At 37.3% G+C, this 21,349-nt stretch carries 23 protein-coding genes; 2 read left to right on the forward strand and 21 right to left on the reverse strand.

Annotated elements, in window-relative coordinates:
- Positions 1 to 12 precede the first annotated feature (12 nt).
- The 3 genes from MKO96_RS16135 to MKO96_RS16145 all read right to left on the reverse strand — a co-directional run bounded on the left by MKO96_RS16135 (position 13) and on the right by MKO96_RS16145 (position 2,786).
- The gene (locus MKO96_RS16135; protein WP_076539323.1) at positions 13 to 945 is read right to left on the reverse strand and encodes a nucleoside hydrolase; all 933 of its coding nucleotides are present in this window, start codon (positions 943 to 945) and stop codon (positions 13 to 15) included.
- A 119-nt stretch (positions 946 to 1,064) separates the two neighbouring features.
- Positions 1,065 to 2,504: a sodium/pantothenate symporter gene (gene panF, locus MKO96_RS16140; RefSeq protein ID WP_087981458.1), complete on the reverse strand. Its 1,440-nt coding sequence runs from the start codon at positions 2,502 to 2,504 to the stop codon at positions 1,065 to 1,067.
- A gap of 3 nt (positions 2,505 to 2,507) precedes the next feature.
- Entirely contained in the window at positions 2,508 to 2,786 is a 279-nt protein-coding gene (locus MKO96_RS16145; protein WP_000656242.1) for a YhdT family protein, read from the reverse strand.
- A 273-nt stretch (positions 2,787 to 3,059) separates the two neighbouring features.
- On the opposite strand from MKO96_RS16145, the gene dhaS reads away from it, so the two are divergent.
- On the forward strand, positions 3,060 to 4,544 hold the full coding sequence (dhaS, locus tag MKO96_RS16150) for an aldehyde dehydrogenase DhaS (RefSeq protein ID WP_000080300.1): 1,485 nt from the start codon (positions 3,060 to 3,062) through the stop codon (positions 4,542 to 4,544).
- Between the two features lie 51 nt (positions 4,545 to 4,595).
- On the opposite strand, the gene fabG is transcribed toward dhaS, so the two are convergent.
- Positions 4,596 to 5,336 carry a 3-oxoacyl-ACP reductase FabG gene (gene fabG / locus MKO96_RS16155; RefSeq protein WP_000395031.1) on the reverse strand — a complete coding sequence of 247 codons (741 nt, stop codon included), beginning with the start codon at positions 5,334 to 5,336 and terminating at the stop codon, positions 4,596 to 4,598.
- Positions 5,337 to 5,469: 133 nt separating this feature from the next.
- Here fabG and MKO96_RS16160 point away from each other — a divergent pair, with 133 nt between their 5' ends.
- The gene (locus MKO96_RS16160; RefSeq protein WP_001035808.1) at positions 5,470 to 5,619 is read left to right on the forward strand and encodes a YfhD family protein; all 150 of its coding nucleotides are present in this window, start codon (positions 5,470 to 5,472) and stop codon (positions 5,617 to 5,619) included.
- A 73-nt stretch (positions 5,620 to 5,692) separates the two neighbouring features.
- Here MKO96_RS16160 and MKO96_RS16165 read toward each other — a convergent pair whose 3' ends face one another.
- The 17 genes from MKO96_RS16165 to fdhF form a co-directional block, all read right to left on the reverse strand.
- Positions 5,693 to 7,546 carry a terpene cyclase/mutase family protein gene (locus MKO96_RS16165; protein WP_240588073.1) on the reverse strand — a complete coding sequence of 618 codons (1,854 nt, stop codon included), beginning with the start codon at positions 7,544 to 7,546 and terminating at the stop codon, positions 5,693 to 5,695.
- Between the two features lie 99 nt (positions 7,547 to 7,645).
- Positions 7,646 to 8,071 carry a divergent PAP2 family protein gene (locus MKO96_RS16170; RefSeq protein WP_000447816.1) on the reverse strand — a complete coding sequence of 142 codons (426 nt, stop codon included), beginning with the start codon at positions 8,069 to 8,071 and terminating at the stop codon, positions 7,646 to 7,648.
- A gap of 78 nt (positions 8,072 to 8,149) precedes the next feature.
- Entirely contained in the window at positions 8,150 to 9,091 is a 942-nt protein-coding gene (gene rarD / locus MKO96_RS16175) for an EamA family transporter RarD (protein WP_087981461.1), read from the reverse strand.
- 91 nt (positions 9,092 to 9,182) lie between these two features.
- Positions 9,183 to 9,431 (reverse strand): DUF1294 domain-containing protein, encoded by a 249-nt coding sequence (locus MKO96_RS16180; RefSeq protein WP_240588074.1) that lies wholly within the window; start codon positions 9,429 to 9,431, stop codon positions 9,183 to 9,185.
- 158 nt (positions 9,432 to 9,589) lie between these two features.
- Positions 9,590 to 9,988 carry a hypothetical protein gene (locus tag MKO96_RS16185; RefSeq protein ID WP_240588075.1) on the reverse strand — a complete coding sequence of 133 codons (399 nt, stop codon included), beginning with the start codon at positions 9,986 to 9,988 and terminating at the stop codon, positions 9,590 to 9,592.
- Positions 9,989 to 10,030: 42 nt separating this feature from the next.
- Complete coding sequence (locus MKO96_RS16190; protein WP_000752391.1) at positions 10,031 to 10,255, reverse strand: hypothetical protein; 225 nt, start codon at positions 10,253 to 10,255, stop codon at positions 10,031 to 10,033.
- A gap of 15 nt (positions 10,256 to 10,270) precedes the next feature.
- Positions 10,271 to 11,320: a P-loop NTPase gene (locus MKO96_RS16195; protein ID WP_240588076.1), complete on the reverse strand. Its 1,050-nt coding sequence runs from the start codon at positions 11,318 to 11,320 to the stop codon at positions 10,271 to 10,273.
- A gap of 60 nt (positions 11,321 to 11,380) precedes the next feature.
- Positions 11,381 to 11,617, reverse strand: coding sequence for a molybdopterin converting factor subunit 1 (gene moaD, locus MKO96_RS16200; RefSeq protein WP_087981466.1), 237 nt, complete (start codon positions 11,615 to 11,617; stop codon positions 11,381 to 11,383).
- A 4-nt stretch (positions 11,618 to 11,621) separates the two neighbouring features.
- On the reverse strand, positions 11,622 to 12,086 hold the full coding sequence (gene moaE, locus MKO96_RS16205; protein ID WP_240588077.1) for a molybdopterin synthase catalytic subunit MoaE: 465 nt from the start codon (positions 12,084 to 12,086) through the stop codon (positions 11,622 to 11,624).
- Entirely contained in the window at positions 12,067 to 13,374 is a 1,308-nt protein-coding gene (gene moeA / locus MKO96_RS16210; protein WP_240588078.1) for a molybdopterin molybdotransferase MoeA, read from the reverse strand. The genes moaE and moeA overlap by 20 nt, the downstream gene beginning before the upstream one ends.
- A gap of 18 nt (positions 13,375 to 13,392) precedes the next feature.
- Positions 13,393 to 14,409, reverse strand: coding sequence for a molybdopterin-synthase adenylyltransferase MoeB (locus MKO96_RS16215; RefSeq protein ID WP_240588079.1), 1,017 nt, complete (start codon positions 14,407 to 14,409; stop codon positions 13,393 to 13,395).
- 24 nt (positions 14,410 to 14,433) lie between these two features.
- The gene (locus MKO96_RS16220) at positions 14,434 to 15,213 is read right to left on the reverse strand and encodes a formate channel (RefSeq protein ID WP_002107908.1); all 780 of its coding nucleotides are present in this window, start codon (positions 15,211 to 15,213) and stop codon (positions 14,434 to 14,436) included.
- A 200-nt stretch (positions 15,214 to 15,413) separates the two neighbouring features.
- Entirely contained in the window at positions 15,414 to 16,430 is a 1,017-nt protein-coding gene (gene moaA / locus MKO96_RS16225) for a GTP 3',8-cyclase MoaA (RefSeq protein WP_240588080.1), read from the reverse strand.
- Positions 16,431 to 16,450: 20 nt separating this feature from the next.
- Positions 16,451 to 17,248, reverse strand: a complete 798-nt coding sequence (gene fdhD / locus MKO96_RS16230; RefSeq protein ID WP_240588081.1) for a formate dehydrogenase accessory sulfurtransferase FdhD — start codon at positions 17,246 to 17,248, stop codon at positions 16,451 to 16,453.
- Between the two features lie 16 nt (positions 17,249 to 17,264).
- Entirely contained in the window at positions 17,265 to 17,609 is a 345-nt protein-coding gene (locus MKO96_RS16235) for a Na-translocating system protein MpsC family protein (RefSeq protein ID WP_000039582.1), read from the reverse strand.
- A 116-nt stretch (positions 17,610 to 17,725) separates the two neighbouring features.
- Positions 17,726 to 18,208 (reverse strand): helical membrane plugin domain-containing protein, encoded by a 483-nt coding sequence (locus tag MKO96_RS16240; protein WP_087981472.1) that lies wholly within the window; start codon positions 18,206 to 18,208, stop codon positions 17,726 to 17,728.
- Positions 18,209 to 18,220: 12 nt separating this feature from the next.
- On the reverse strand, positions 18,221 to 21,160 hold the full coding sequence (gene fdhF / locus MKO96_RS16245) for a formate dehydrogenase subunit alpha (RefSeq protein WP_240588082.1): 2,940 nt from the start codon (positions 21,158 to 21,160) through the stop codon (positions 18,221 to 18,223).
- Between the last annotated feature and the right edge of the window lie 189 nt (positions 21,161 to 21,349).

The raw sequence follows: 21,349 nt of genomic DNA on the forward strand, positions 1-21,349 counted from the left end.
CTCCTATTATGTCTACGTCATAATTTTCACGAAGTCTTCGAGAAATTTTTTATAATGTAATGACCAACCAATTCGCACCCAATTCTTTAAGGATTTTGCATCAGGTTGTGGACGGAAATCAGCAATACTTTCTCCCTTTGCAATCCCCACTGTATCTACATCGACACGACGGTACACATAATCCAAAATAGACGGATTCGCCGCTACCATCATTGTAACAACGTCATGTACTGGGCTACCTGTTATTTTCGGATTTAACTTTTTATACGCTTTATAATAATACGTAAATATCGGTTCAATTAATTTATTAAAATTCGTTTTAGAGTGTTTCGTAATATATTTCACCATTTCTGGCGTAATAATTGCTTCAGATGTAACGTTAAGTGGCACTAATGTCACATTCTTGGCATTTTGCATAACTAATTGTGACGCAATCGGATCACCATGAAAATTCGCCTCTGCGACTGGTGTCACATTGCCGGGCATTAAAAAAGCACCGCCCATTATATAATATTCTTTCACATACTTCATCATCGGCTTTTCTAAAATAAACGCTGTCGCTAGTGTCGTTGACCTACCAGCATCAACAATGATTAATTCTCCTTTATACTTTTCAAGAATATCAAAAAAAGCACAAAAAGGTTTTATATTTGGCGAAAAAGCTTTTGGAGGTTTAATTGGTCCTAATCCATCTGCCCCATGAATTTCTGGATAATACGTTGTAACATCCCCGGATAAAGGGATCTTTGCACCATTTATAACAGGTATATCTTCCCGCCCCGCCATTTGCAGCAAATATGCTGCATTACTCGTCGCCTTTTCTTGCGTTACATTTCCATATCCGGTTACAACACCAACGATATCAATATCAGGATGCATAATTCCGTACATGATGGCTAAAGAGTCATCAATTCCTGGGTCTCCCAAAAATAATACTTTTTTCATCGACCTCAACTCCATCCCCTCAATTGTTATTAATTTATGAATAACCTTACATATACAGAATAAAAAAGAATAAATTCACACAAAAAAACGTAGTCCTCTATAAGGACTACGTTCTTCCTCTAACCTATACTGTTCTTCTTCACAGCACTCATACTTCCAATAATATAAGCGATAAACGCAAAACAAATTGGGAAGACAACTGTATGTATACCGAACGGATTTGGATAGAAAAGATGAATACACATATATGAGCCTACCCCAACAAAAATAGAGGCAAGCGCTCCTGTTGCATTCCCTTTTCTCCAATATAACCCTAATACGATTGGCCAAATAAATGCTGCTTCTAATCCACCGAAAGAAAATAAATTTAACCATATTAAAAAATCTGGTGGTTTAATTGCTGCTGCATAAACGAGTAGCCCTACGATACCAGTAATCCACAAACTTCCTTTTCTAATCGTACTGTCTGCTGCATCTTTATTTATGTAATTTACGTATATGTCTTTAATAATTGATGAACTTACAAGTAACAATAACGAGTTTACTGTAGACATAATTGCTGCCATTGGTGCAGCTAAGAAAACTCCAGCTAACCAAGGTGGCAACACTTCCATCGCGAGTAGCGGCATTACTTTATCTGGTACCGTTATACCTGGAAGTACGACTCGTGCAAACACACCCGTTAAATGCATACCAATCATAATTGTACCTACAACAACCGTTCCAATTATTAACGCTTGGTGCATAGCTTTTGAATTTTTATAAGACATGGCACGCACGCTAATTTGCGGTAATCCAACAACACCAATTCCAATTAAAATCCAAAATGATGTCACATATGATTTCGTTAAACTACCATCCGCTCCGAATGGTGTAATTAAATTTGGATTGATTTGAATAAGCTCCTGCATAATCTTTTCAATTCCACCACCAGCAATGACAGTAGCAATTAAAATGATTGTCGTTCCAACTAACATAATAATTCCTAATAACGTATCTGATAAAGCAACTGCACGAAATCCACCAATTAATACGTACACAAGTACAGAAAAAGTAAATAAAAATAGTGCTGTTGTATAAGATAAACCCGTTAGTGATTCAATTAATCGGCCACCGCCGACCCATTGAGCTACTGTTGCTGAAAATAAGAAGATAATAATACATAACGCTGAAAGTATAACAACTGCTTTATTATTGTATCTTCCCTTTAAATAATCGATAAGAGTAATGGCTTCCATCTTCCTAGCGATAATTGCAAACTTTTTACCGATAACCGTTAAAACGATATACCCTGTTACAACTTGAATCGCAGATAATAATACCCATCCGAGGCCCATATTGTACGCAATACCTGGACCACCAATAAAGCTACTAGCACTACCGTACGTAGCAATCATTGTCATCGCTAATAATAAACCGCCAAGTTCACGCCCACCAAGAAAATATTCTTGTAAAAATTTATTATTAGCAGTCGCTTGTACGCGTCTTGAAGCATATACACCAATTAAAAACACAACGATAAATGAAATTATCATTGGAATGATTACATACCAATTCATCTATTATTCCTCACTTTTTTCTTCCTCATCGAGTGAAATATCTTGAAATACAAAACGAACAACTAAACTAAGTAAAATAACCATAACGACAAACCCAACGATACAGCTATAAAAAAACCATGCTGGAAAACCGAATACATATGTATATTCACTTGGATTTTTACTACCAAGCCCATAAGCAAATCCGTACCATATTATAAAATTAATAATAGCAAGTCCAAGACCAATTAACGCTTCTCTATGGGCGATTCGAAAGCGTGGATCATCATGATAATCCTTCATTTTTCTCCCTCCTCTCACGATGTATTATTGTACCATTGTTCTTCTAGTTTTTCCTACTAGAAAGCAAAAACAAGCAGGATTTTTTATAATCATATAGAAGACCCTCTTACATTACATATTTTTTACAATTGTAACACAAATGAAATTTGAATTTTCAGCATTTGTTAATTATGATTTAAATTAGAGGCTTTCCATCTAGTTCCCACATCCTTGATTTCGGAATAAACGCCGTCTCGTACTGCGTTTACATTATACTTTCAAGGGGGTTATACAATGAGTCAACTAGCTGTAAATCTTCATGAAAAGGTAGAAAAGTTTCTTCAAGGTACAAAAAAGTTATATGTGAATGGATCTTTCGTTGAAAGCGCTTCCGGTAAAACATTTAAAACACCTAACCCAGCAACCGGCGAAACACTTGCCGTCGTTTCTGAGGCTGGTCGAGAAGATATTCATAAAGCTGTCGTTGCAGCTCGCATGGCTTTTGACGAAGGTCCTTGGTCTCGCATGAGCACTGCTGAGCGAAGCCGTCTTATGTACAAGTTAGCTGATTTAATGGAAGAACATAAAGAAGAGCTTGCACAGCTCGAAACGTTAGATAACGGAAAGCCAATCCGTGAAACAATGGCGGCAGATATACCACTTGCAATTGAACATATGCGCTATTATGCTGGCTGGGCGACGAAAATCGTTGGTCAAACAATTCCTGTTTCCGGTAATTACTTTAACTATACACGCCATGAAGCTGTTGGTGTCGTCGGTCAAATTATTCCTTGGAACTTCCCACTTCTTATGGCAATGTGGAAAATGGGAGCTGCGCTCGCTACAGGATGTACAATCGTTTTAAAACCTGCAGAGCAAACGCCACTATCCGCTCTATACTTAGCTGAATTAATTGAAGAAGCTGGATTCCCGAAAGGTGTTATTAATATCGTTCCTGGATTCGGTGAATCAGCTGGACAAGCTCTTGTTAATCATCCACTCGTTGATAAAATTGCATTTACTGGTTCTACTCCAGTCGGTAAACAAATTATGCGACAAGCATCTGAATCATTGAAACGTGTTACTTTAGAGCTTGGCGGTAAATCACCGAACATTATTTTACCAGACGCCGACTTATCTCGCGCGATTCCTGGTGCACTTTCTGGTGTTATGTTTAACCAAGGACAAGTATGCTCTGCTGGATCACGCTTATTTGTTCCGAAGAAAATGTATGATAATGTCATGGCTGATCTCGTCCTCTATTCTAAAAAACTAAATCAAGGTGTCGGTCTTAACCCTGAAACAACAATCGGTCCTCTCGTTTCTGAAGAACAACAAAAACGTGTAATGGGCTACATTGAAAAAGGGATTGAAGAAGGCGCTGAAGTACTTTGCGGAGGAAGCAATCCATTCGATCAAGGCTACTTCGTTTCTCCTACAGTATTCGCTGACGTAAATGACGAAATGACGATCGCAAAAGAAGAAATTTTCGGTCCAGTTATTTCTGCAATACCTTTTAACGATATTGATGAAGTAATTGAACGTGCAAATAAATCACAGTTCGGCTTAGCGGCTGGTGTGTGGACAGAAAATGTTAAAACAGCACACTATGTTGCAAGTAAAGTACGTGCTGGTACAGTATGGGTAAACTGTTATAACGTCTTTGATGCAGCATCTCCATTCGGAGGATTTAAACAATCTGGTCTTGGCCGTGAAATGGGATCTTACGCATTAAATAACTATACAGAAGTGAAGAGCGTTTGGCTCAACTTAAATTAACGAAAAAAGAACCTGGCCTATCCGGTCAGGTTCTCTTCATTATGTATTCCTTTAAACTTGTAGTCCTCCGCTCACATTCAATACTTCTCCTGTAATATAGGATGCGTATTCTGACGCTAAAAAGGCCGCTGCGTTCGCAATATCTTCTGGCGTTCCAATTCTACCAACCGGAATCGCGCCAACCATCTTTTCTTTCACTTTATCTGGTATCGTTTTTGTCATATCTGTATCCATAAACCCTGGACAAATAGCATTACAAGTAATACCAAAGCTTCCAACTTCTTTCGCCGCTGTTTTCGTTAAACCTACAACTCCTGCCTTTGTAGCAGCATAATTCGCTTGACCTATGTTTCCTTCCCTGCTAATTGAAGATATATTAATAATGCGTCCATACCCTTGTTGTCTCATGTAAAGAAGCGCTGGCTGCATACAATAAAAAACACCTGTTAAATTTACTTGCAGTACTTGTTCCCATGCAGGTTTCTCCATTTTATGTAACATTGCATCTCGCGTAATTCCTGCATTATTTACTAAAATGTGCAGTGTACCAAATGTTTGGACAGCGTATTCAATTAAGGATTTCGCATCATTTTGATTACTCACATCACAACGATACTGCTTCACTTCATATCCTTCATCTGATAATTCACGTGTCGTTTTTTGTAGCTTCTCTTCATTTACATCGCTAATTAATACTTTAGCCCCTAGTTTTGCATAAACCCTTGCAATCTCTTTTCCAATTCCCTGTGCAGCTCCTGTTACTACAGCTGTTTTCCCATTTAAAAACTCCATCCCTATCCCTCATTTCTATTACTTATACTGTATATTTCGGCTCTTTACTTCCCAATTCCTCTTTGTATAAAAAAGTCTATTTGTGTCAAACTAACTTTGCAACGTCGCATAAAACACAAGGAGATTGTGTCGAATGAACAAAAAAAATTTCAAGCAAAACAAAGCTACTGATGGCATTGATGTTGAGTTCTCTCGTGAACTCGCTGACCACAATGACTTAGAAGCAAACGCACGTGCAAATGCCGCTGATGCACGTCAAAAACGCCAGTCAACAGAAAAATAAGGAACGCACAGCCTTATTCTTTTCAACAGGGACCTACTACCCAACAAAATAAACCGAGAGATATCCTCTCGGTTTATTTTCTATATTTTTTTATATAATGTGCCAAAGTAAGTAGCGGATATATATATGCATAGCTATGATAACGAATATAAAATCCACCTGGTAAACCTGTTCCAGTAGGATATTTTTCATTCACATAAGGATTCGCAAGCAAATATGAAATACCTTTTCGAATAGTTGGTGTTTCTTTATCATGGTAAGAAATGAGAGCATCTAACGCCCATGCTGTTTGGGATGGTGTACTAAATGGTAAAGTAACGAACCTTTTTCCCACACTACTGTGGCACGATTCCCCCCACCCACCATCTTCATGCTGTATATGTTCCAACCATAAAGCTGCTCGTTTCATTGATGGATTGCTAGATGGAATTCCGAGTGACCGTAAACCAGTCATAACAGCCCACGTACCATATATATAACAAATCCCCCATTTCCCATACCATGATCCATTTTCCTCTTGCACATTCATTAACCAATTTATCGCACTTTGTTTTTGTTTCTCAGGCAATTCATTTTGCGCGTATGTCCCGAAAAGCTCTAACACTCTTCCTGTAATATCTGGTGTAGAGGGATCTGTAATCATATCGCTTGCATTTTCGATTGGTAAATTTGTTAATAAATTGCTCGTCACACCTTTTTCAAACGCTCCCCAGCCACCATCATTATTTTGTAATCCTTTAACCCAATTAACCCCTTTCTTCCAAGCATTATCTACATTTTCGGTCCCTCTACTTCTTGCCAACGCTCTTAGCACAGCTGTTGTATCATCGACATCCGGAATTGTCGTATTCACATCCGAAAAACCCCAACCGCCTGGAGTCAGCGCCGGAGCATGTACGCTCCAATCAGATTTTTTTGTATGCTGTTTTTTTAATACATACGCTGCTGCATGTTGAATCATCTTATTATCTTTCGAAGCGTGGGCCTCTTGTAACGTATAGCAGAGTAAAGCCGTATCCCATACAGTTGAAGGAGAGTTTTGCAAATGACTCCCTCTTTCCATCTTCCATATATAAGATGTTATCCCTGCTATAGCTTTTTGAATCATCGATGATTGAAGAGAATGTCCTAACGCGAGTAAAGCATAAATCATATAAAACGAGGCAGTTGCGTAACTATATAACGTTCCATTTTCATCAATACGCTCTTTCATAAAACGTTCGACTTCCTCATATCCTTTATGGTGTAAAGAAAGTGGATACGATATTATTTGTTTTACATCACTTAATAACGTTTGAAACAACGGAGACCGCTCCTCCCGAAACCATTCCCCTCCCCCGCCTGCGATATGATTTAAATTTGGCAGTAACTTTTTTCCTACTCGAAATCTTTTATTTAAACAAACCATCATCGGAATTAAATGGATACGTGCTGAGCTACTCAATTCAAATATACTGAGGGGTGAATCATTTTGCAGAAACATAATCGGTGTTGGCAAATGAAAGAGCGAAGGGTATTCATATTCTCCATGAATTGCTAATAAAAACTTCGTCATAAAATGAGCACGGGCCACGCCTCCACGTTCCTTAATAAACATTTCGGCTCGCCTCATATTCGCATCTTCTTTTGTATATTTTTTTGAAGCTAGTAAGGCAGCATAAGATTGAATTGTAGCAGATAAATTGCCACCCACTTCATCTTCATACAATTTCCATGTTCCTTCATTCGTTTGAAGTGATGCTAATCTTTTTACAAACGGTTCTATCTCTTTATCTCTACCTAATAATTTTAATAAAAAAATCATATGGCAATCTGTTAATGGTGCTCCTTCAAAACAAAACTGCCACGTACCATCTTGCCGTTGCATCGTTTGAAGCGCAGTTGTTCTTCTCGCTATTTCTTCATGCACTTTTTCATATAATAACAAGTTACTCACCCACCCTTTCGAAATCCGTATAACGATATTCAAAAAGGTAGCTAAATATGTATGAAAACAAAGAAAAACAGAACATATAAAATGTTCTGCTCATAAGCAATATCCTACTCCGACAATAATCCCTACTAAAGCACCGACCACTACTTCATACGGTGTATGCCCGACAAGTTCATTTAACTTCTTATATTCTGTTTGTCTACCGTGAAAGAACTCATTCAATATTTTCGCTTGTTTACTAACTGCAAGTCTTACTCCTGAAGCATCATACATCACAATTATTGCAAAGATAGCAGCAATAGCAAATAAGGTACTTTCCACACCTTCCACAACGCCAACACCTGTCGCAAGTGCTGTAACAGTTGAAGCATGAGAACTCGGCATCCCACCTGAAGCGAAAAACTTTGCAAAATCAAATTCACCCGTTTTGAATAATTTAAAGACTACTTTCGTTAATTGTGCTAGAAACCATGAAATTACAGCGGCCATAAGCGGATCATTATGTAAAATTGTTTCCACGTTCTCAGCTCCCTACTGACTATAATGGAAATCTATATAGTATCAGTATAAAGAAAAATGCGTAGAAAATACTACGCATTATGATACTTTTGCTGATTTATTTTTTATAAATTTCGGTTGTTTCTGCACTAAAAACTTTGTTTTCGCTATTGAAAACACAAATAATGCAACCCATATACAGAAAAATGCCATCATATGAGTAGATGTGAAATGTTCACCAAATACGAATACACCTAAAATTAAACTAATCGTTGGTGCAATATATTGTAAAAATCCTACCATATAGAGCGGAATAAGTTGTGCTCCTTTTGCAAAATAAAAAAGTGGTAAAGCTGTAACAATGCCTGCTCCTATTAATAGTAACGTCGATAACATGGAAATAGATCCAAATGAACCGAATCCATGCGCTCCTGTCATAACGAGATAGATAATCGCAAACGGCGTCACTAACATCGTTTCCATCGTAAGACCAATTGTCGCATCATAGTTTAACAATTTTTTTGTTAATCCGTATAATCCAAATGAAAAGGCAAGTGATAAAGAAACCCACGGAATAGATCCAAAACGGACTGTTAAAATGATAACCCCTATTCCAGCTAAACCAACTGCAACATATTGCCAAAAGTTTAACTTTTCCTTTAAAACGACTGTACCAAGTAAAATACTAATAAGCGGATTAATATAATATCCAAGACTTGCTTCAATGACATGATTATGATTAACGGCCCATATGTAGACAAACCAGTTTCCGCTAATCAAGACTGAAGCTATTGTTAATGACATTAATAATTTAGGTCGTTTAAAAAGATTCACGAACTCCCCAATAAACTGACGAAACCTCTTCGTAACACCTAACACAAGTAACATAAAAACGAACGCCCAAACGATGCGGTGTGCTAATATTTCATCTGCTGGAACTTCCTCAACCCATTTCCAATAGATTGGTAGGATTCCCCACATCGTATAAGCACCAGCCGCATATATAATCCCTTTTTTTTGCTGTGCTGATTGACTCCCCATCTTCCCTTTTCTCCTCTTCTCATTTTTCTCCATTATACGGTCCCGCATGCTCACTTTACCAATAATCAATCTGCAATTCTTTCGACATTTCTCATACAGTAAAAAGTAAACATACTGTTATAACGACAAGTAACGGTATACCGAAAACAAATTTCTTTTTATGTGTTTTATGGTGAAACATATACATACCAATCCAAGCACCAACTGCGCCTCCAGCTACCGCTGATAAAAACAAAGTACTTTCTGGCGTTCTCCACTGTTTCTTCTTCGCTTTTCGTTTATCAAGCCCCATAATGCTAAAAGCTATAACGTTAATAATAATAAAATAAATCCATTTCATTGCTTTTTCTCCCTATGAAAAATTCGCTTAATGGTAACATGAAAAAACGATGGAAACAACTGAAGAACACTTTTTATTAATTAGTTACCTTTATATTTAAATAACCAACTAAAATCGCAGTTAAAGCAATTAAATAGAAAGATATTATGAGCAGAATCTTATATTGCATTCCCTTCATCCACTACCATATCATCGAAAAAACTTCTCTCAATCTCTTTTTCATCAAAATGCAGAACTACAATTAGTCCTACATATAAAGAAACGAAATTTAGAAACCATTCCCCACTATCATCTTTCTTAGCTAAACATTTAAATATCTCTTGAAATTGCATACGTTCATCTGCAGCAACAACCGGGCACACACCAAAATATTTCAATACGAAATGTAGGTTCAGCTGCACGGATAATGATAAAATATATTTTAATAGCTCCTTATACTCCGCACTATCTTTTTGACTATACAACTTCACAAGCTTTTGATGTAAAGTAGAAATCGATAATTCTTCGTCAGTCACTTTAGTTGCTTCTATCGTTTCAATCATCTTTTTCATATCCATTACATTAACCCCTTCTGCAAAAAAACAAAAGCCAAAGCGTATTTATTTTATAATCAGCAATAATTGAGTATTTCTCATCTCTCGTTCTTCTTCACTAACTAAGTCATACTTTTTTAAAAGATGAAAGATATCATTTAATATTTCCTGTGAATGATTACCTTGCAAAAATCCCTTCAATCCTGTGAAAATCTCTTTAGGCAAAAAACTCTTTTGACTTTCAAGCTTATTCATTACATCTTCCATAGAATGATCGATATTACACGCCATACTAAACTTCCCCCTCTATCCTCTATAAATAATATCCTCCGCTAACGATGTAAACACTTCTCCTACAAGAGAGTCTTCATCATATACAGATGAACCGTTATTTTCTTCTCGTTTTGCAAAAGGTATTTGTGCAATCACTTCTGTTTGCAATTGTTCTGCAAGCATTTCGCCGCCACCTTTTCCGAAGAGATAATTTTTCGATCCATCTTGTTCTTCATAATAAGCCATATTTTCTACAATACCTAAAATCTCGTGTTTCGTATGTTTTGCCATAACACCTACTCTAGATGCTACGAATGAAGCTACGTTGTGTGGTGTTGTAACGATAATTTCTTGCGCCTGCGGGATCATTGCTGCAACATCAATAGCTACATCTCCTGTGCCGGGTGGTAAATCAAGAAGTAAATAATCTAATTCTCCCCAGTGCGTATTCGCGAGGAAATTTTGAATCCATTTATTTAACATCGGTCCGCGCCACATAACTGGGTTATTTCCTTCTGTAAAAAATCCCATCGACATAATTTTAACACCGTGACTAACGACTGGAATTGCCGTTTGATCGATCATCGTCGGTTTTTGATTCGTTTCCATCATAGCTGGAATACTAAAACCATATATATCTGCATCTAATATCCCCACTTTTTTGCCCATACGAGCTAAAGCAGTTGCAAGGTTAATTGTCACCGTTGATTTTCCAACTCCACCTTTACCGCTCGTTACAGTAATAAATCGTACCCCTGAATCACAGTGAAGCATGCTCGGCATACCAGTTTCTGTTCTACTATTTTTCTTTAATTTCTCTGTTAGCGCAGCTCGTTCTTCTTGTGTCATAGAACCAAATGTCAAATCTACTTTAGATGCACCAATTGCCTGAAGAGACTCTTCCACATCTTGTTGAATTTTTGCCTTTAATGGACAACCTTGAATCGTTAGCACTACTTCAAGTTTAACCTCTGTTCCATTCATTTGTATATTTCTAACCATATTTAATTCTACAATACTTTTGTGTAACTCCGGATCCTCTACATGTTTTAATGCGTTCATTATTTGTTCTTGAGTAATCATAGAACTCATCCCTTCTCGTATTCGAATTTATATACAACATCTTCTTGGCGAAAAAGCTTATTATCCCCCACTAACGGGCGGGATTAATGCGACTATATCTCCGGCTTTTATCATCTCTTCATCCGTTACAAATTCTTCATTAACAGCCACCATCACTCTATCAAGTGATTGTAAGCAATAGCTTGCTTTGAGCCATTCTTTTAATTGTTGCACTGTCATCTCTTGTTTTTCTAAAATTACGAATCGATCCGATCCGACTTCCTCACGTAAATTTGCGAACAATAAAATTGTAATCATCTTCTCATTCTTCCTTCTTCGGTTTTCCTTCTGGATATGCCGTATTTTCAAGTTGATCTCCAATCCACATCGTACCATCTTCCCAAAATTCCTTTTTCCAAATTGGGACGATTTGTTTTATACGTTCAATCGCGTATTCATTCGCTTCATACGCTACTTTACGATGCGGTGATGAAACTGCAATAACGACCGCAATATCCATGATTTCTAGCCGCCCTACTCGGTGCATAATTGCTACTTTTGCGTCCGGCCATTTTCCGTTAATTTCTTCTCCAATTTTCGTAAGTTGTTTTACTGCCATCGGTTTATATGCTTCATACTCTAAATGTAACGTTCGTTTTCCTTTCGTTAATTCTCTCACCGTACCAATAAATGTTGTAATTGCACCTGCTTCTCTTCTTACGACTTTATTCGTTACTTCTTCAACTACAATCGGTATATCTACAATCTCAAATAGTGCTTGTCCCATTAGAAACACCTCTCACTTTATAAAATGCCCAAGGCCATTCACTACCTTCGTTATCTTCCAGCAAGAGAACATCTACGAACATATCTTTTTTATAACCTCTCGTACCACCTGGAAGTACAATAAATATATTTGTCTCTGCTAGAGAAGAAACGGAGCTAGATTTATCAAACCCTGACGGATAAGCAATTAATTGCCCTTCGTTATATGTCAGTTTTGCTCGTACAAATCTTGTAAATGGATTTGGTTTTAGAAAATCTTCTCCTAATAACGCTTTTTCTCTTTTTACATGTGCTTTTTCACTAAACATATACGTCCGAATACATGGTCTTACAAATAATTCAAATCCTACGTAACAAGCAGATGGATTTCCTGATAAACCAAATAATAACTTGCCATTTAATTGTGCTACAGTCGTAACACTTCCTGGCCGCATTGCAACTTTATTGAAAAGAACCGATGCACCTAACTTTTCGTAAATAGCTGGTAAATAATCATAATCCCCTACTGATACACCGCCTGTTGTAATGAGCATATCCACTTGGCTTAACGCTTCTTTTACAGCTGTGAAACATGTATGAAAATCATCGCTAAACTTCCCAAAATATTTTACTCTTCCGCCCGCTCTTCGAATTTGAGACAATATCATATACGTATTACTATTTCGGATTTTCCCTGGCTGTAATGAATCATTTACATCCAGTAATTCACTACCAGTCGCTAACAATCCAATTACAGGCTTTCTTGCCACTGGTACCTCACTATATCCGAACGTAGCAAGAAGAGCCGAAATACCTGGATGAATGTATGATCCTTTTTTTGCAAGAACCGTTCCTTTACGAGCATCTTCACCTTGAAAAGAAATATTGTCACCCGTTTTGAATGATCGCTTCACTTCCATATAATTGTTGCCAGCTTCCTCATATTGACGAGCCAGCTCTAACATAACAACCGCATCACACCCATTCGGAATTTGTGCTCCCGTCATAATTCGAACTGCTTGAAACGGACCTACTTTCTCGTGGAATATTGATCCCGCACCAATTTCACCAACTACTTCAAACACAATTGGCGTTTCATAACTTGCTACATTCGTATCTTCTGCTCTAATAGCAAATCCGTCATACGGTGAACGATTGAATGAAGGTACGTCATGGTCAGCTATTAAATCCTCCGCTAATATACGTCCGTAAGCTAATTCAATAGGTAGTAGCTCCTTTAATCCCTCATTAGCAAATCCCATTACTTTACGAACAGCTTCTTCAACCGTAATTGGCACTCTTCTTTCCATTATTGACAACCCTTTCTATTAACCGAATACGCGATAATATAATTGTTTCGCTTTCGAAATATCATTTGTACCATGAATGAAAACACGACCATCCCGAAAAATAACGACGCGGTAATCATCTAGTTGGCAAGATAGTAAATACGGATTCCGCTCTACTTTCCCTAGTTTGTTTAATACCTTTTCCATATCGTCAAAATCGTACTTTCTATTTTCTACTGACCTAATTTGCACTGTATTTCTTCCGCATAAAGCAGCCACCTTCGTTTGGTTTTCGTATGATAAATAAGGATAAGTTCGATTCAAACCACACGAGGGGCAATCGTCCGTTTTGATTTTCCCTAGTTTTATAAAATGGTTTTGATTACTCCATATATCAAACATGAAAAATGTTTTTCTAATTGCCGAGAAATCTCCGACTAAAATTTTGAGTGCTTCCGCCACTTGATATGCTGCGACGATTTGAACAGTCGGGCTAATAATTCCGACGGTATCACATGTCACACCTGTAAAAGGAACGTTCTTCAGCACACAATGTAAACACGGTGTCTCTTGCGGAATAACCGTATAGCTCATACCGTACGATCCAACGCAAGAACCATATACCCAAGGAATATTATGTTTTTGTGATAAATCATTTATTACAAATCGAATATCAAAATTATCTGTTGCATCAATTATTACATCTACATTTTTTAATAGGTCTTCCATGTTTTCTGCACTTGCATCCATTACGAAGGCATCTATGTGTACTTCCGAATTAATTCGCTCTAACCGATTTTTAGCAGCAATTGCTTTCGGCAGTTTCTCTCTCGCATCTTGTTCAGAGTACAATTGTTGCCTTTGTAAATTACTCCATTCAACGTAGTCACGATCAATAATCGTCAACTTGCCAATACCTGCACGTACGAAACTTTCGGCACTTGCACTTCCTAATGCGCCTGCTCCTACAATTAACACATGTTTATTTCGAATTTTTTCTTGCCCTTTACTCCCAATCGGTTTGAACAACTGTTGTCGTGAATACCGCTCAGCCATTACATACCCTTCCTCTCAAGAACTCTATTTCATATTAGAATGTTGTTTTTGATAACAAGCAAAGTAAGCAAATCCAACAAATCCAGCTCCTCCAATTACATTTCCGATAAAGACAGGAACAAAATTTCTAGCAAGATCCATCCACGTCAGATGACCTGCAAAAATAACTGCCGAGATGACAAACATATTTGCTACTACTTGCTGAAATCCAATCACTACAAATGCCATAATTGGAATCCAAATTCCGATTATTTTCCCGACAAAATCACTCGTCCCATAAGCAAGCCAAAGCGCAAGACAAACGAGCCAATTACATCCAATCGCTAAAATTAAAGTTCTCCCAAACGTTTCATGTAACTTTCCTTCTGCTATCGCTACCGTTTTATTTAAATAATCTCCCTCTGTTAATCCGCCAAGATGACCGAAACAATACGCAACAAAAATAGCTCCCACGAAATTCATGAAAGTAATCCAAACCCAATTATTTAATACACTTACCAATGTAATTTTCTTTGCATATAGCGCCATAGAAAGTGACATCATATTTCCAGTAATTAATTCTCCTCCCGCTAATACGACGAGCATTAGTCCAACAGGAAAAACCGCTCCTCCTAATACATTGACTAAACTCCCCCAGCGCTCAGGTAAATTACCTAAAACTCGAATGTTAAGTAAAAAACCGAGCGAAATAAACGCTCCTCCTAAAAAACCGAGAATAAGCATTGCTGGCAACGTCTGACTTACTTTTTGAACACCGGCCTCAATTACGAGTTCAGCAATTTGTTCCGGTTTATGAAATGCCATTACTAATTCCTCCATTTTCTCCAAATAAAAAAGCAGCTTCAAAAAACCTCCTCAAAATAAAGGTTTTTGAATGCTGCTTAATTTCTCTGCACATCTTTTACAGAGATATCAATCATCACTTTTACTATAAAATAGAAAATCTACAAACGTTGCACATTTTCCATTTTGTATATACTTCATCATAGCGTCACTTATATATATCAACCACCAATATGTGACATTTCAATTTTAGATATTCTTTTTTTACTTGTATTATTTAAGCGTTCATCTGAATAACGATCTTCTCGATTGTTCCATATATCGCGTACGATATATGTTATTTCCTCGTCAGTGTATCCAGATCGAAGTAGTTCTCTCAAGTCATTTCCTTTAGAAGCGAACAAACAAGTATATAATTTTCCTTCTGCAGAAATACGTGCTCTCGTACATGATGAACAGAAGGAATCTGTTACTGATGAAATAATACCTATCTCTTCATCACTTCCAATATAACGATAGCGAGTAGCAACTTCACCTGCATAATTCGCTTCTATCCGTTCTAATGGCATAACTTGATGAATGGCATCTACTATTTCTTGTTTAGAGACAACCTCTTTTAACTCCCAACCGTTATAATTTCCAACGTCCATATACTCAATAAACCGAAGAATATGCTTATTTTCCTTAAAGTATTGCGCCATCTGCAAGATGTCTTGTTCGTTTTTCCCTTTTTGAACGACCATGTTTATTTTAATTTTCATACCAACTTCAGCTGCAGCCTGTATTCCTTCCAGAACCCTTTGCACTTTGCTTCTATTACCATTCAAATAGAAAAATCGCTCTTCTTCTAAGGAATCTAAACTAACTGTCACACGCGATAAACCCGCCTTATATAAATCTGGAGCAAACTTTTTCAGTAGTGATCCATTGGTTGTTAAACCGATATCCTCCACACCTTCTATTTTATTAAGGCGCTCAATAAGCTGCGGAAGACCTCTTCGAAGTAACGGTTCTCCGCCTGTAATTCGTAACTTTCTTACACCTAAAGAAACAAAAATACGTGTTATCCTTTCAATCTCATCAAAAGATAAAATTTTATCATTAGACAAAAACGAATAATCAGGACCAAATATTTCTTCTGGCATACAATAACGACAGCGGAAATTACAGCGATCAGTAACAGAAATACGTAAATCCTTTAAAGGACGTTGTAGTTTGTCTAATGTGACAGATTTCATATTTATTGCCTCACTTTTACTTATTTTATATTTACAACACGCTCTGGATGCGTATATACATTTAAGGATTGATTCCGAATAAACCCTATCGTAGTAATACCTAATTCTTCTGCTAGCTGCAAAGCCAACTCAGTTGGAGCTGATTTTGACAATATAATTTCACAACCAATCTTTGCAACTTTCAATAATATTTCCGAAGAAATACGACCACTAAATACAATGATTTTATTCCTTATAGAAATATTATTTTTTAAACAATAACCGTAAATTTTATCTAACGCATTATGCCTACCGATATCCATCCGGCTTAAAATAATGCCACTCACATCGCACAAAGATGCATTATGAACGCCGCCTGTATGACGAAATGTCTCCGCAGATTGCTGCATTTCTTTCATTAACCGAAAACAGTCCTCTACATCAACCTGTACATGGATACCATTCATTTTTTTCGCGCTTAGTGCATCATTTGCAAAAACAAACCCTTGTCTACTCATACCACAGCATGAAGTAATATAACGTTTATTTTGCATTTGTTCGTAATACGGATTCACTTTTTTCGTTGTGACATGTACAAATCCTTCTTTCTCTTGTACCCATATGTCATCAATATCTTCATACTTCCGAATGATTCCTTCAGATGCTAGGAAGCCTATTGCCATGTCTTCTATATATTCTGGAGTACTAACCATTGTAACAAACTCCTGTCCGTTCATTTTAATCGTGACTGGAAACTCTGTTACAATGCTGTCCTCTATATGCTTAAACGCCCCTTGTTCATAACGAAAGATTTCTCTTTCTACCTGTATCGGTTTCACGATCAGTATCCTTCTCTCACGTTATATTTTTATCAAAAACAAATACCGAAACCGCAATATCTTCCTCTACTTTCATATCTGAAAACAAATTCACTAATTTCGCACCTACAAGTTCTTCCAAATGTTCACGGGAATTCGCAGCATACACTTCTTGAATCATTTTCGTTCTAGCCATATGAACCATTTCCGCACCGTCCATCGTACTTGAAATGAATTTTTCAGTAGGTGTTAAGTTTCCATAAAGGGTCGCAATCGCCATATTTTCAGCAAAAACAGTATGAATTCGTTCTGGCCCTTTTCCGAAAAGTTCCTTTCGAAGTTTTCGTATCATATCATTAAATTCATGTACTTTTTTTGACATACAATTATACCTCCCAAAAATCCTCATTTTACTTTATTATATATTTTACCAAAATGATCCTTCCGCCCAAACTATTTCGTACAAACATTTGGGCGGAAAGGTTCACTTCATGAAGTTTATTCGTCTTTTAACCCTTTCCCCATACCTTTTAAGAAATGAAGTCCAAACCCGATAGCACGGTTAATGTCTGGGTCTTTCAATACTTTCATAAGGTCAAATACCCCTACTTTTTTATTACTCTCTAGATGTTCATTACCTTCTTCTAACCCTACTAATAAGCTACCTATAAGCTTTTTCGTAAGTTCCGGATCTAGTTCTGTTAAAGCACCCGCAGCACCCATCATATTATTAATTAAATTTGTAACAGGCTCACGAGTCACTTGGCCAAGAACAATTTTGGCGATCGGTTCTTTCGCCTTTAACATAGAATTTGCAGCTTCTAGCATTCCGATGTCATTTAACTCACCAACAATATTAAACATTTGATTTAAAGCTTCTTCATTATTAGCTAGAAGCTCTTTTAAATCATCTAATTTTTGCTGTTTTATTTCTTCCTCAGTTAATTCTTGTTTTTGAATCACTTTTATAGGTGCAGCCATATTTTTCTCCTCCTACTTATCCGTTAAATGCACATACCCTGGACGTGCCCACTTACGATTTACCTCAATACCAGCTTGAGGATGACGTTTTTTGTTACGCGGGTTCGCTTTTGGCATCGGATTTGCGCCATCAACTTCTAGCACTTCCATACGCACTTTCGTTTGTTTATAAGCAGGTGTGTTCGTACGTACGTCCACAGCAGGACCTGTTAAGAAATTAATTGCTGTTTCATTATCTGTAGAGTTCATCGGTAAATATAACTCATTCGCTTTTACACGGTCTGTTACAAGTACACGTAATTTTAATGCTCCAAAAGGAGAAACAAGACGAACTAATGACCCTGTTTTCACTCCACGTTCTTTTGCAAGTGCTGGAGAAACTTCAACAAACACACCAGGTACTTTCGTTTGAATACCTGTTGATTTATTTGTCATATTCCCTTCATGGAAATGTTCAAGCATACGACCGTTATTAATGTGAAGATCAAACTCCGCTGGGAATTCAGCTGGACGTACCCAGTCAGCAATCGCAAAACGAGCTTTTTTATCTGGGAAGTTAAATCCATCTTGGAAAAGTAATGGTGTATTCGTTCCATCAAAACTTCCCCAATGGAAACTATTCCAGCCTTCAAGTACTTCATAATTTGCTTGTGAGAATAGTGGTGATAAGCTTGCCATTTCAGCAAAAATTTCACTTGGATGGCTATAATTCCAGTTTACACCTAATTTATTCGCAATCTCCTGCACAATCCACCAATCTGGCTTCGCATCTCCAAGCGTAGGAAGAACTTGATACAATCTTTGTACACGACGCTCTGTATTTGTGAAAGTACCTTCTTTCTCAAGAGACGGTGCTGCCGGTAATACAACATCTGCATATTGAGCAGTTTTAGATAAGAAAACGTCTTGCACAACGAAGAAATCAAGGCTTGATAACACTTCATGTACATGGTTCGCATTAGAGTCTACAAGAGCCATATCCTCTCCAACAAGATACATAGCTTTCATTTTCCCTTCATCAATTGCGTGTAGCATTTCAATATTATTCAGACCTGGTTCACTATTAATTTTCACTCCGTAAGCCATTTCAAATTTCGCACGCTCCATATCGTTAGTAACGTGCTGATATCCAGGAAGCCATCCAGGTAAAGTACCCATATCACAAGCACCTTGTACGTTATTATGACCTCGAAGTGGATATGCACCAGCACCTGGACGACGATAATTACCTGTTGCAAGAAGTAAGTTTGAAATCGCAGCGGAAGTATCAGATCCACCTGTATTTTGCGTTACTCCCATACCCCAAAGGATACATGTACCATCTGCATCACGAATCATTTCAGCCATTTGAATAAGTGTTTCTTTTGAAATACCAGTCATTTCTTCTGCATATTCAAGTGTATATTCTTTCAGACTCTCTTTGAAATCTTCAAAGAAGTTTACATTCTCATCAATAAATCGTTGATCATGCCAGCCTTGGTCAATCATATATTTCGTAACAGCCATTAACCATACTTGATCTGTTCCTTGTTTTGGACTAATAAAGACGTCTGAACGCTCTGCCATTTCTGTTTTACGAAGATCAGCCACAATTAATTTTTGTCCGTGTAATTTATGCGCACGTTTAATACGTGTAGCTAAAACAGGATGACCTTCTGTCGGATTACAACCTACAATGATAACAAGACCGGATTTTGCAATATCTTTAATCGTTCCAGCATCTCCGCCCATACCAATTGTACGGAATAATCCGTCTGTCGCTGGCGATTGACAATAACGTGAGCAGTTATCAATATTATTCGTTTCAAATACTTGTCGAGCTAATTTCTGAATTACATAATTGTCTTCATTCGTAATTTTAGATGAAGAAATAAAACCGATAGCATCTTTACCGTATTCTGCTTTAATAGATCCTAATTTACTTGCAACTACATTTAGTGCTTCTTCCCATGTAGATTCAACAAACGTTCCATTTTTACGAATTAAAGGTTTTGTAATTCTTTCTTTAGAATTTACGAAATCCCAACCGAATTTTCCTTTTACACAAGTAGAAATTGCGTTAACTGGCGCATCAGAAGAAGGCTGTACTTTAAGAATTTTACGCCCTTTCGTCCACACTTCAAATGAACAACCTACACCACAAAATGTACAAACTGTTTTCGTTTTCTTCGTACGAGTATCACGCATGGCCGCTTCCACTTCTGATACCGCAAAAATGCCACTATATCCAGGCTCAACTTCTTTAATTAAATCTACCATCGGTTCAAGAATATCTGGTTTTAATCCCGTCATAAATCCAGCTTCACCGAGCATCGTTTTCTCCATTAAAGCATTACAAGGGCAAATGGTTACACATTGACCACAGCTCACGCATGAAGAATCATTAATATTTACTCCTTCATCCCAAATAACTCGTGGGCGTTCCGCTTCCCAGTCTATTGATAACGTTTCATTTACTTGTAAGTTTTGACATACCTCAACACATTGACCACATGCAATACATTGATTAGGATCGTAGCGATAAAACGGATGCGTCATATCAACTTCACTTGCATCTACTTTTGGTTCATAAGGATATTTTTGATGTTCAATCTCCATTAATTCTGCTGTATTATGCAGTTTACAGTTCCCATTGTTGTTGTCACATACTGTACAGTATAATAAATGATTTTCTAGTAACCGATCCATTGCCTCTGTTTGTGCTTCTTTGGCATGAGCAGAATTACGTTCAATGTTCATACCTTCTTTCACTACTGCCGAACAAGAGCGCACTAACTTTCCGTCAACCTCTACAATACAAGTGTCACATGTTTGAATAGGATCTACTTCTGGCACGTAACAAATTTGCGGATGTTCAATCCCGTTCTCATTAATAACACCCAATATCGTTGAACCAGGCTCCGCTGTATACTTTTTTCCGTCAATTGTAATATGAACCATGTTGTTATTCATGGTCTTTCCCCCTTTTTGAGAATAAAAAAACTCCACCACGAAAATATACGCACCACATTTCGGCACGTTATTATCATGGTGGAGTAGTTTATTAGCACATCTTGCTAAAATACCAATCCATTTATTCATAAATAAAACGATAGATTCATAACAGGTCATATCACGATTCCATCTTTAACACTATAATTA

This window comes from Bacillus sp. ES1-5 (assembly GCF_022487605.1).
Taxonomy (GTDB): Bacteria; Bacillota; Bacilli; order Bacillales; family Bacillaceae_G; genus Bacillus_A; species Bacillus_A wiedmannii.

Excerpts from the sequence above, each read along its gene's own strand:
- moaD (WP_087981466.1), bottom strand. The coding sequence starts at position 11,617 with ATGATTACAATTTTATTGTTCGCAAATTTACGTGAGGAAGTCGGATCG.
- MKO96_RS16195 (WP_240588076.1), bottom strand. The coding sequence starts at position 11,320 with ATGATTACTCAAGAACAAATAATGAACGCATTAAAACATGTAGAGGAT.
- fabG (WP_000395031.1), bottom strand. The coding sequence starts at position 5,336 with ATGGAGTTTTTAAATGGGAAAACAGCTGTAGTAACAGGAGCTGCACAG.
- MKO96_RS16190 (WP_000752391.1), bottom strand. The coding sequence starts at position 10,255 with ATGGCGTGTAATATCGATCATTCTATGGAAGATGTAATGAATAAGCTT.
- MKO96_RS16145 (WP_000656242.1), bottom strand. The coding sequence starts at position 2,786 with ATGAAGGATTATCATGATGATCCACGCTTTCGAATCGCCCATAGAGAA.
- MKO96_RS16185 (WP_240588075.1), bottom strand. The coding sequence starts at position 9,988 with ATGGATATGAAAAAGATGATTGAAACGATAGAAGCAACTAAAGTGACT.
- MKO96_RS16215 (WP_240588079.1), bottom strand. The coding sequence starts at position 14,409 with ATGGCTGAGCGGTATTCACGACAACAGTTGTTCAAACCGATTGGGAGT.
- panF (WP_087981458.1), bottom strand. The coding sequence starts at position 2,504 with ATGAATTGGTATGTAATCATTCCAATGATAATTTCATTTATCGTTGTG.
- MKO96_RS16220 (WP_002107908.1), bottom strand. The coding sequence starts at position 15,213 with ATGGCATTTCATAAACCGGAACAAATTGCTGAACTCGTAATTGAGGCC.
- moaE (WP_240588077.1), bottom strand. The coding sequence starts at position 12,086 with ATGGGACAAGCACTATTTGAGATTGTAGATATACCGATTGTAGTTGAA.
- dhaS (WP_000080300.1), top strand. The coding sequence starts at position 3,060 with ATGAGTCAACTAGCTGTAAATCTTCATGAAAAGGTAGAAAAGTTTCTT.
- moeA (WP_240588078.1), bottom strand. The coding sequence starts at position 13,374 with ATGGAAAGAAGAGTGCCAATTACGGTTGAAGAAGCTGTTCGTAAAGTA.
- MKO96_RS16235 (WP_000039582.1), bottom strand. The coding sequence starts at position 17,609 with ATGTCAAAAAAAGTACATGAATTTAATGATATGATACGAAAACTTCGA.
- MKO96_RS16180 (WP_240588074.1), bottom strand. The coding sequence starts at position 9,431 with ATGAAATGGATTTATTTTATTATTATTAACGTTATAGCTTTTAGCATT.
- MKO96_RS16240 (WP_087981472.1), bottom strand. The coding sequence starts at position 18,208 with ATGGCTGCACCTATAAAAGTGATTCAAAAACAAGAATTAACTGAGGAA.
- MKO96_RS16135 (WP_076539323.1), bottom strand. The coding sequence starts at position 945 with ATGAAAAAAGTATTATTTTTGGGAGACCCAGGAATTGATGACTCTTTA.
- fdhF (WP_240588082.1), bottom strand. The coding sequence starts at position 21,160 with ATGAATAACAACATGGTTCATATTACAATTGACGGAAAAAAGTATACA.
- moaA (WP_240588080.1), bottom strand. The coding sequence starts at position 16,430 with ATGAAATCTGTCACATTAGACAAACTACAACGTCCTTTAAAGGATTTA.
- MKO96_RS16160 (WP_001035808.1), top strand. The coding sequence starts at position 5,470 with ATGAACAAAAAAAATTTCAAGCAAAACAAAGCTACTGATGGCATTGAT.
- rarD (WP_087981461.1), bottom strand. The coding sequence starts at position 9,091 with ATGGGGAGTCAATCAGCACAGCAAAAAAAAGGGATTATATATGCGGCT.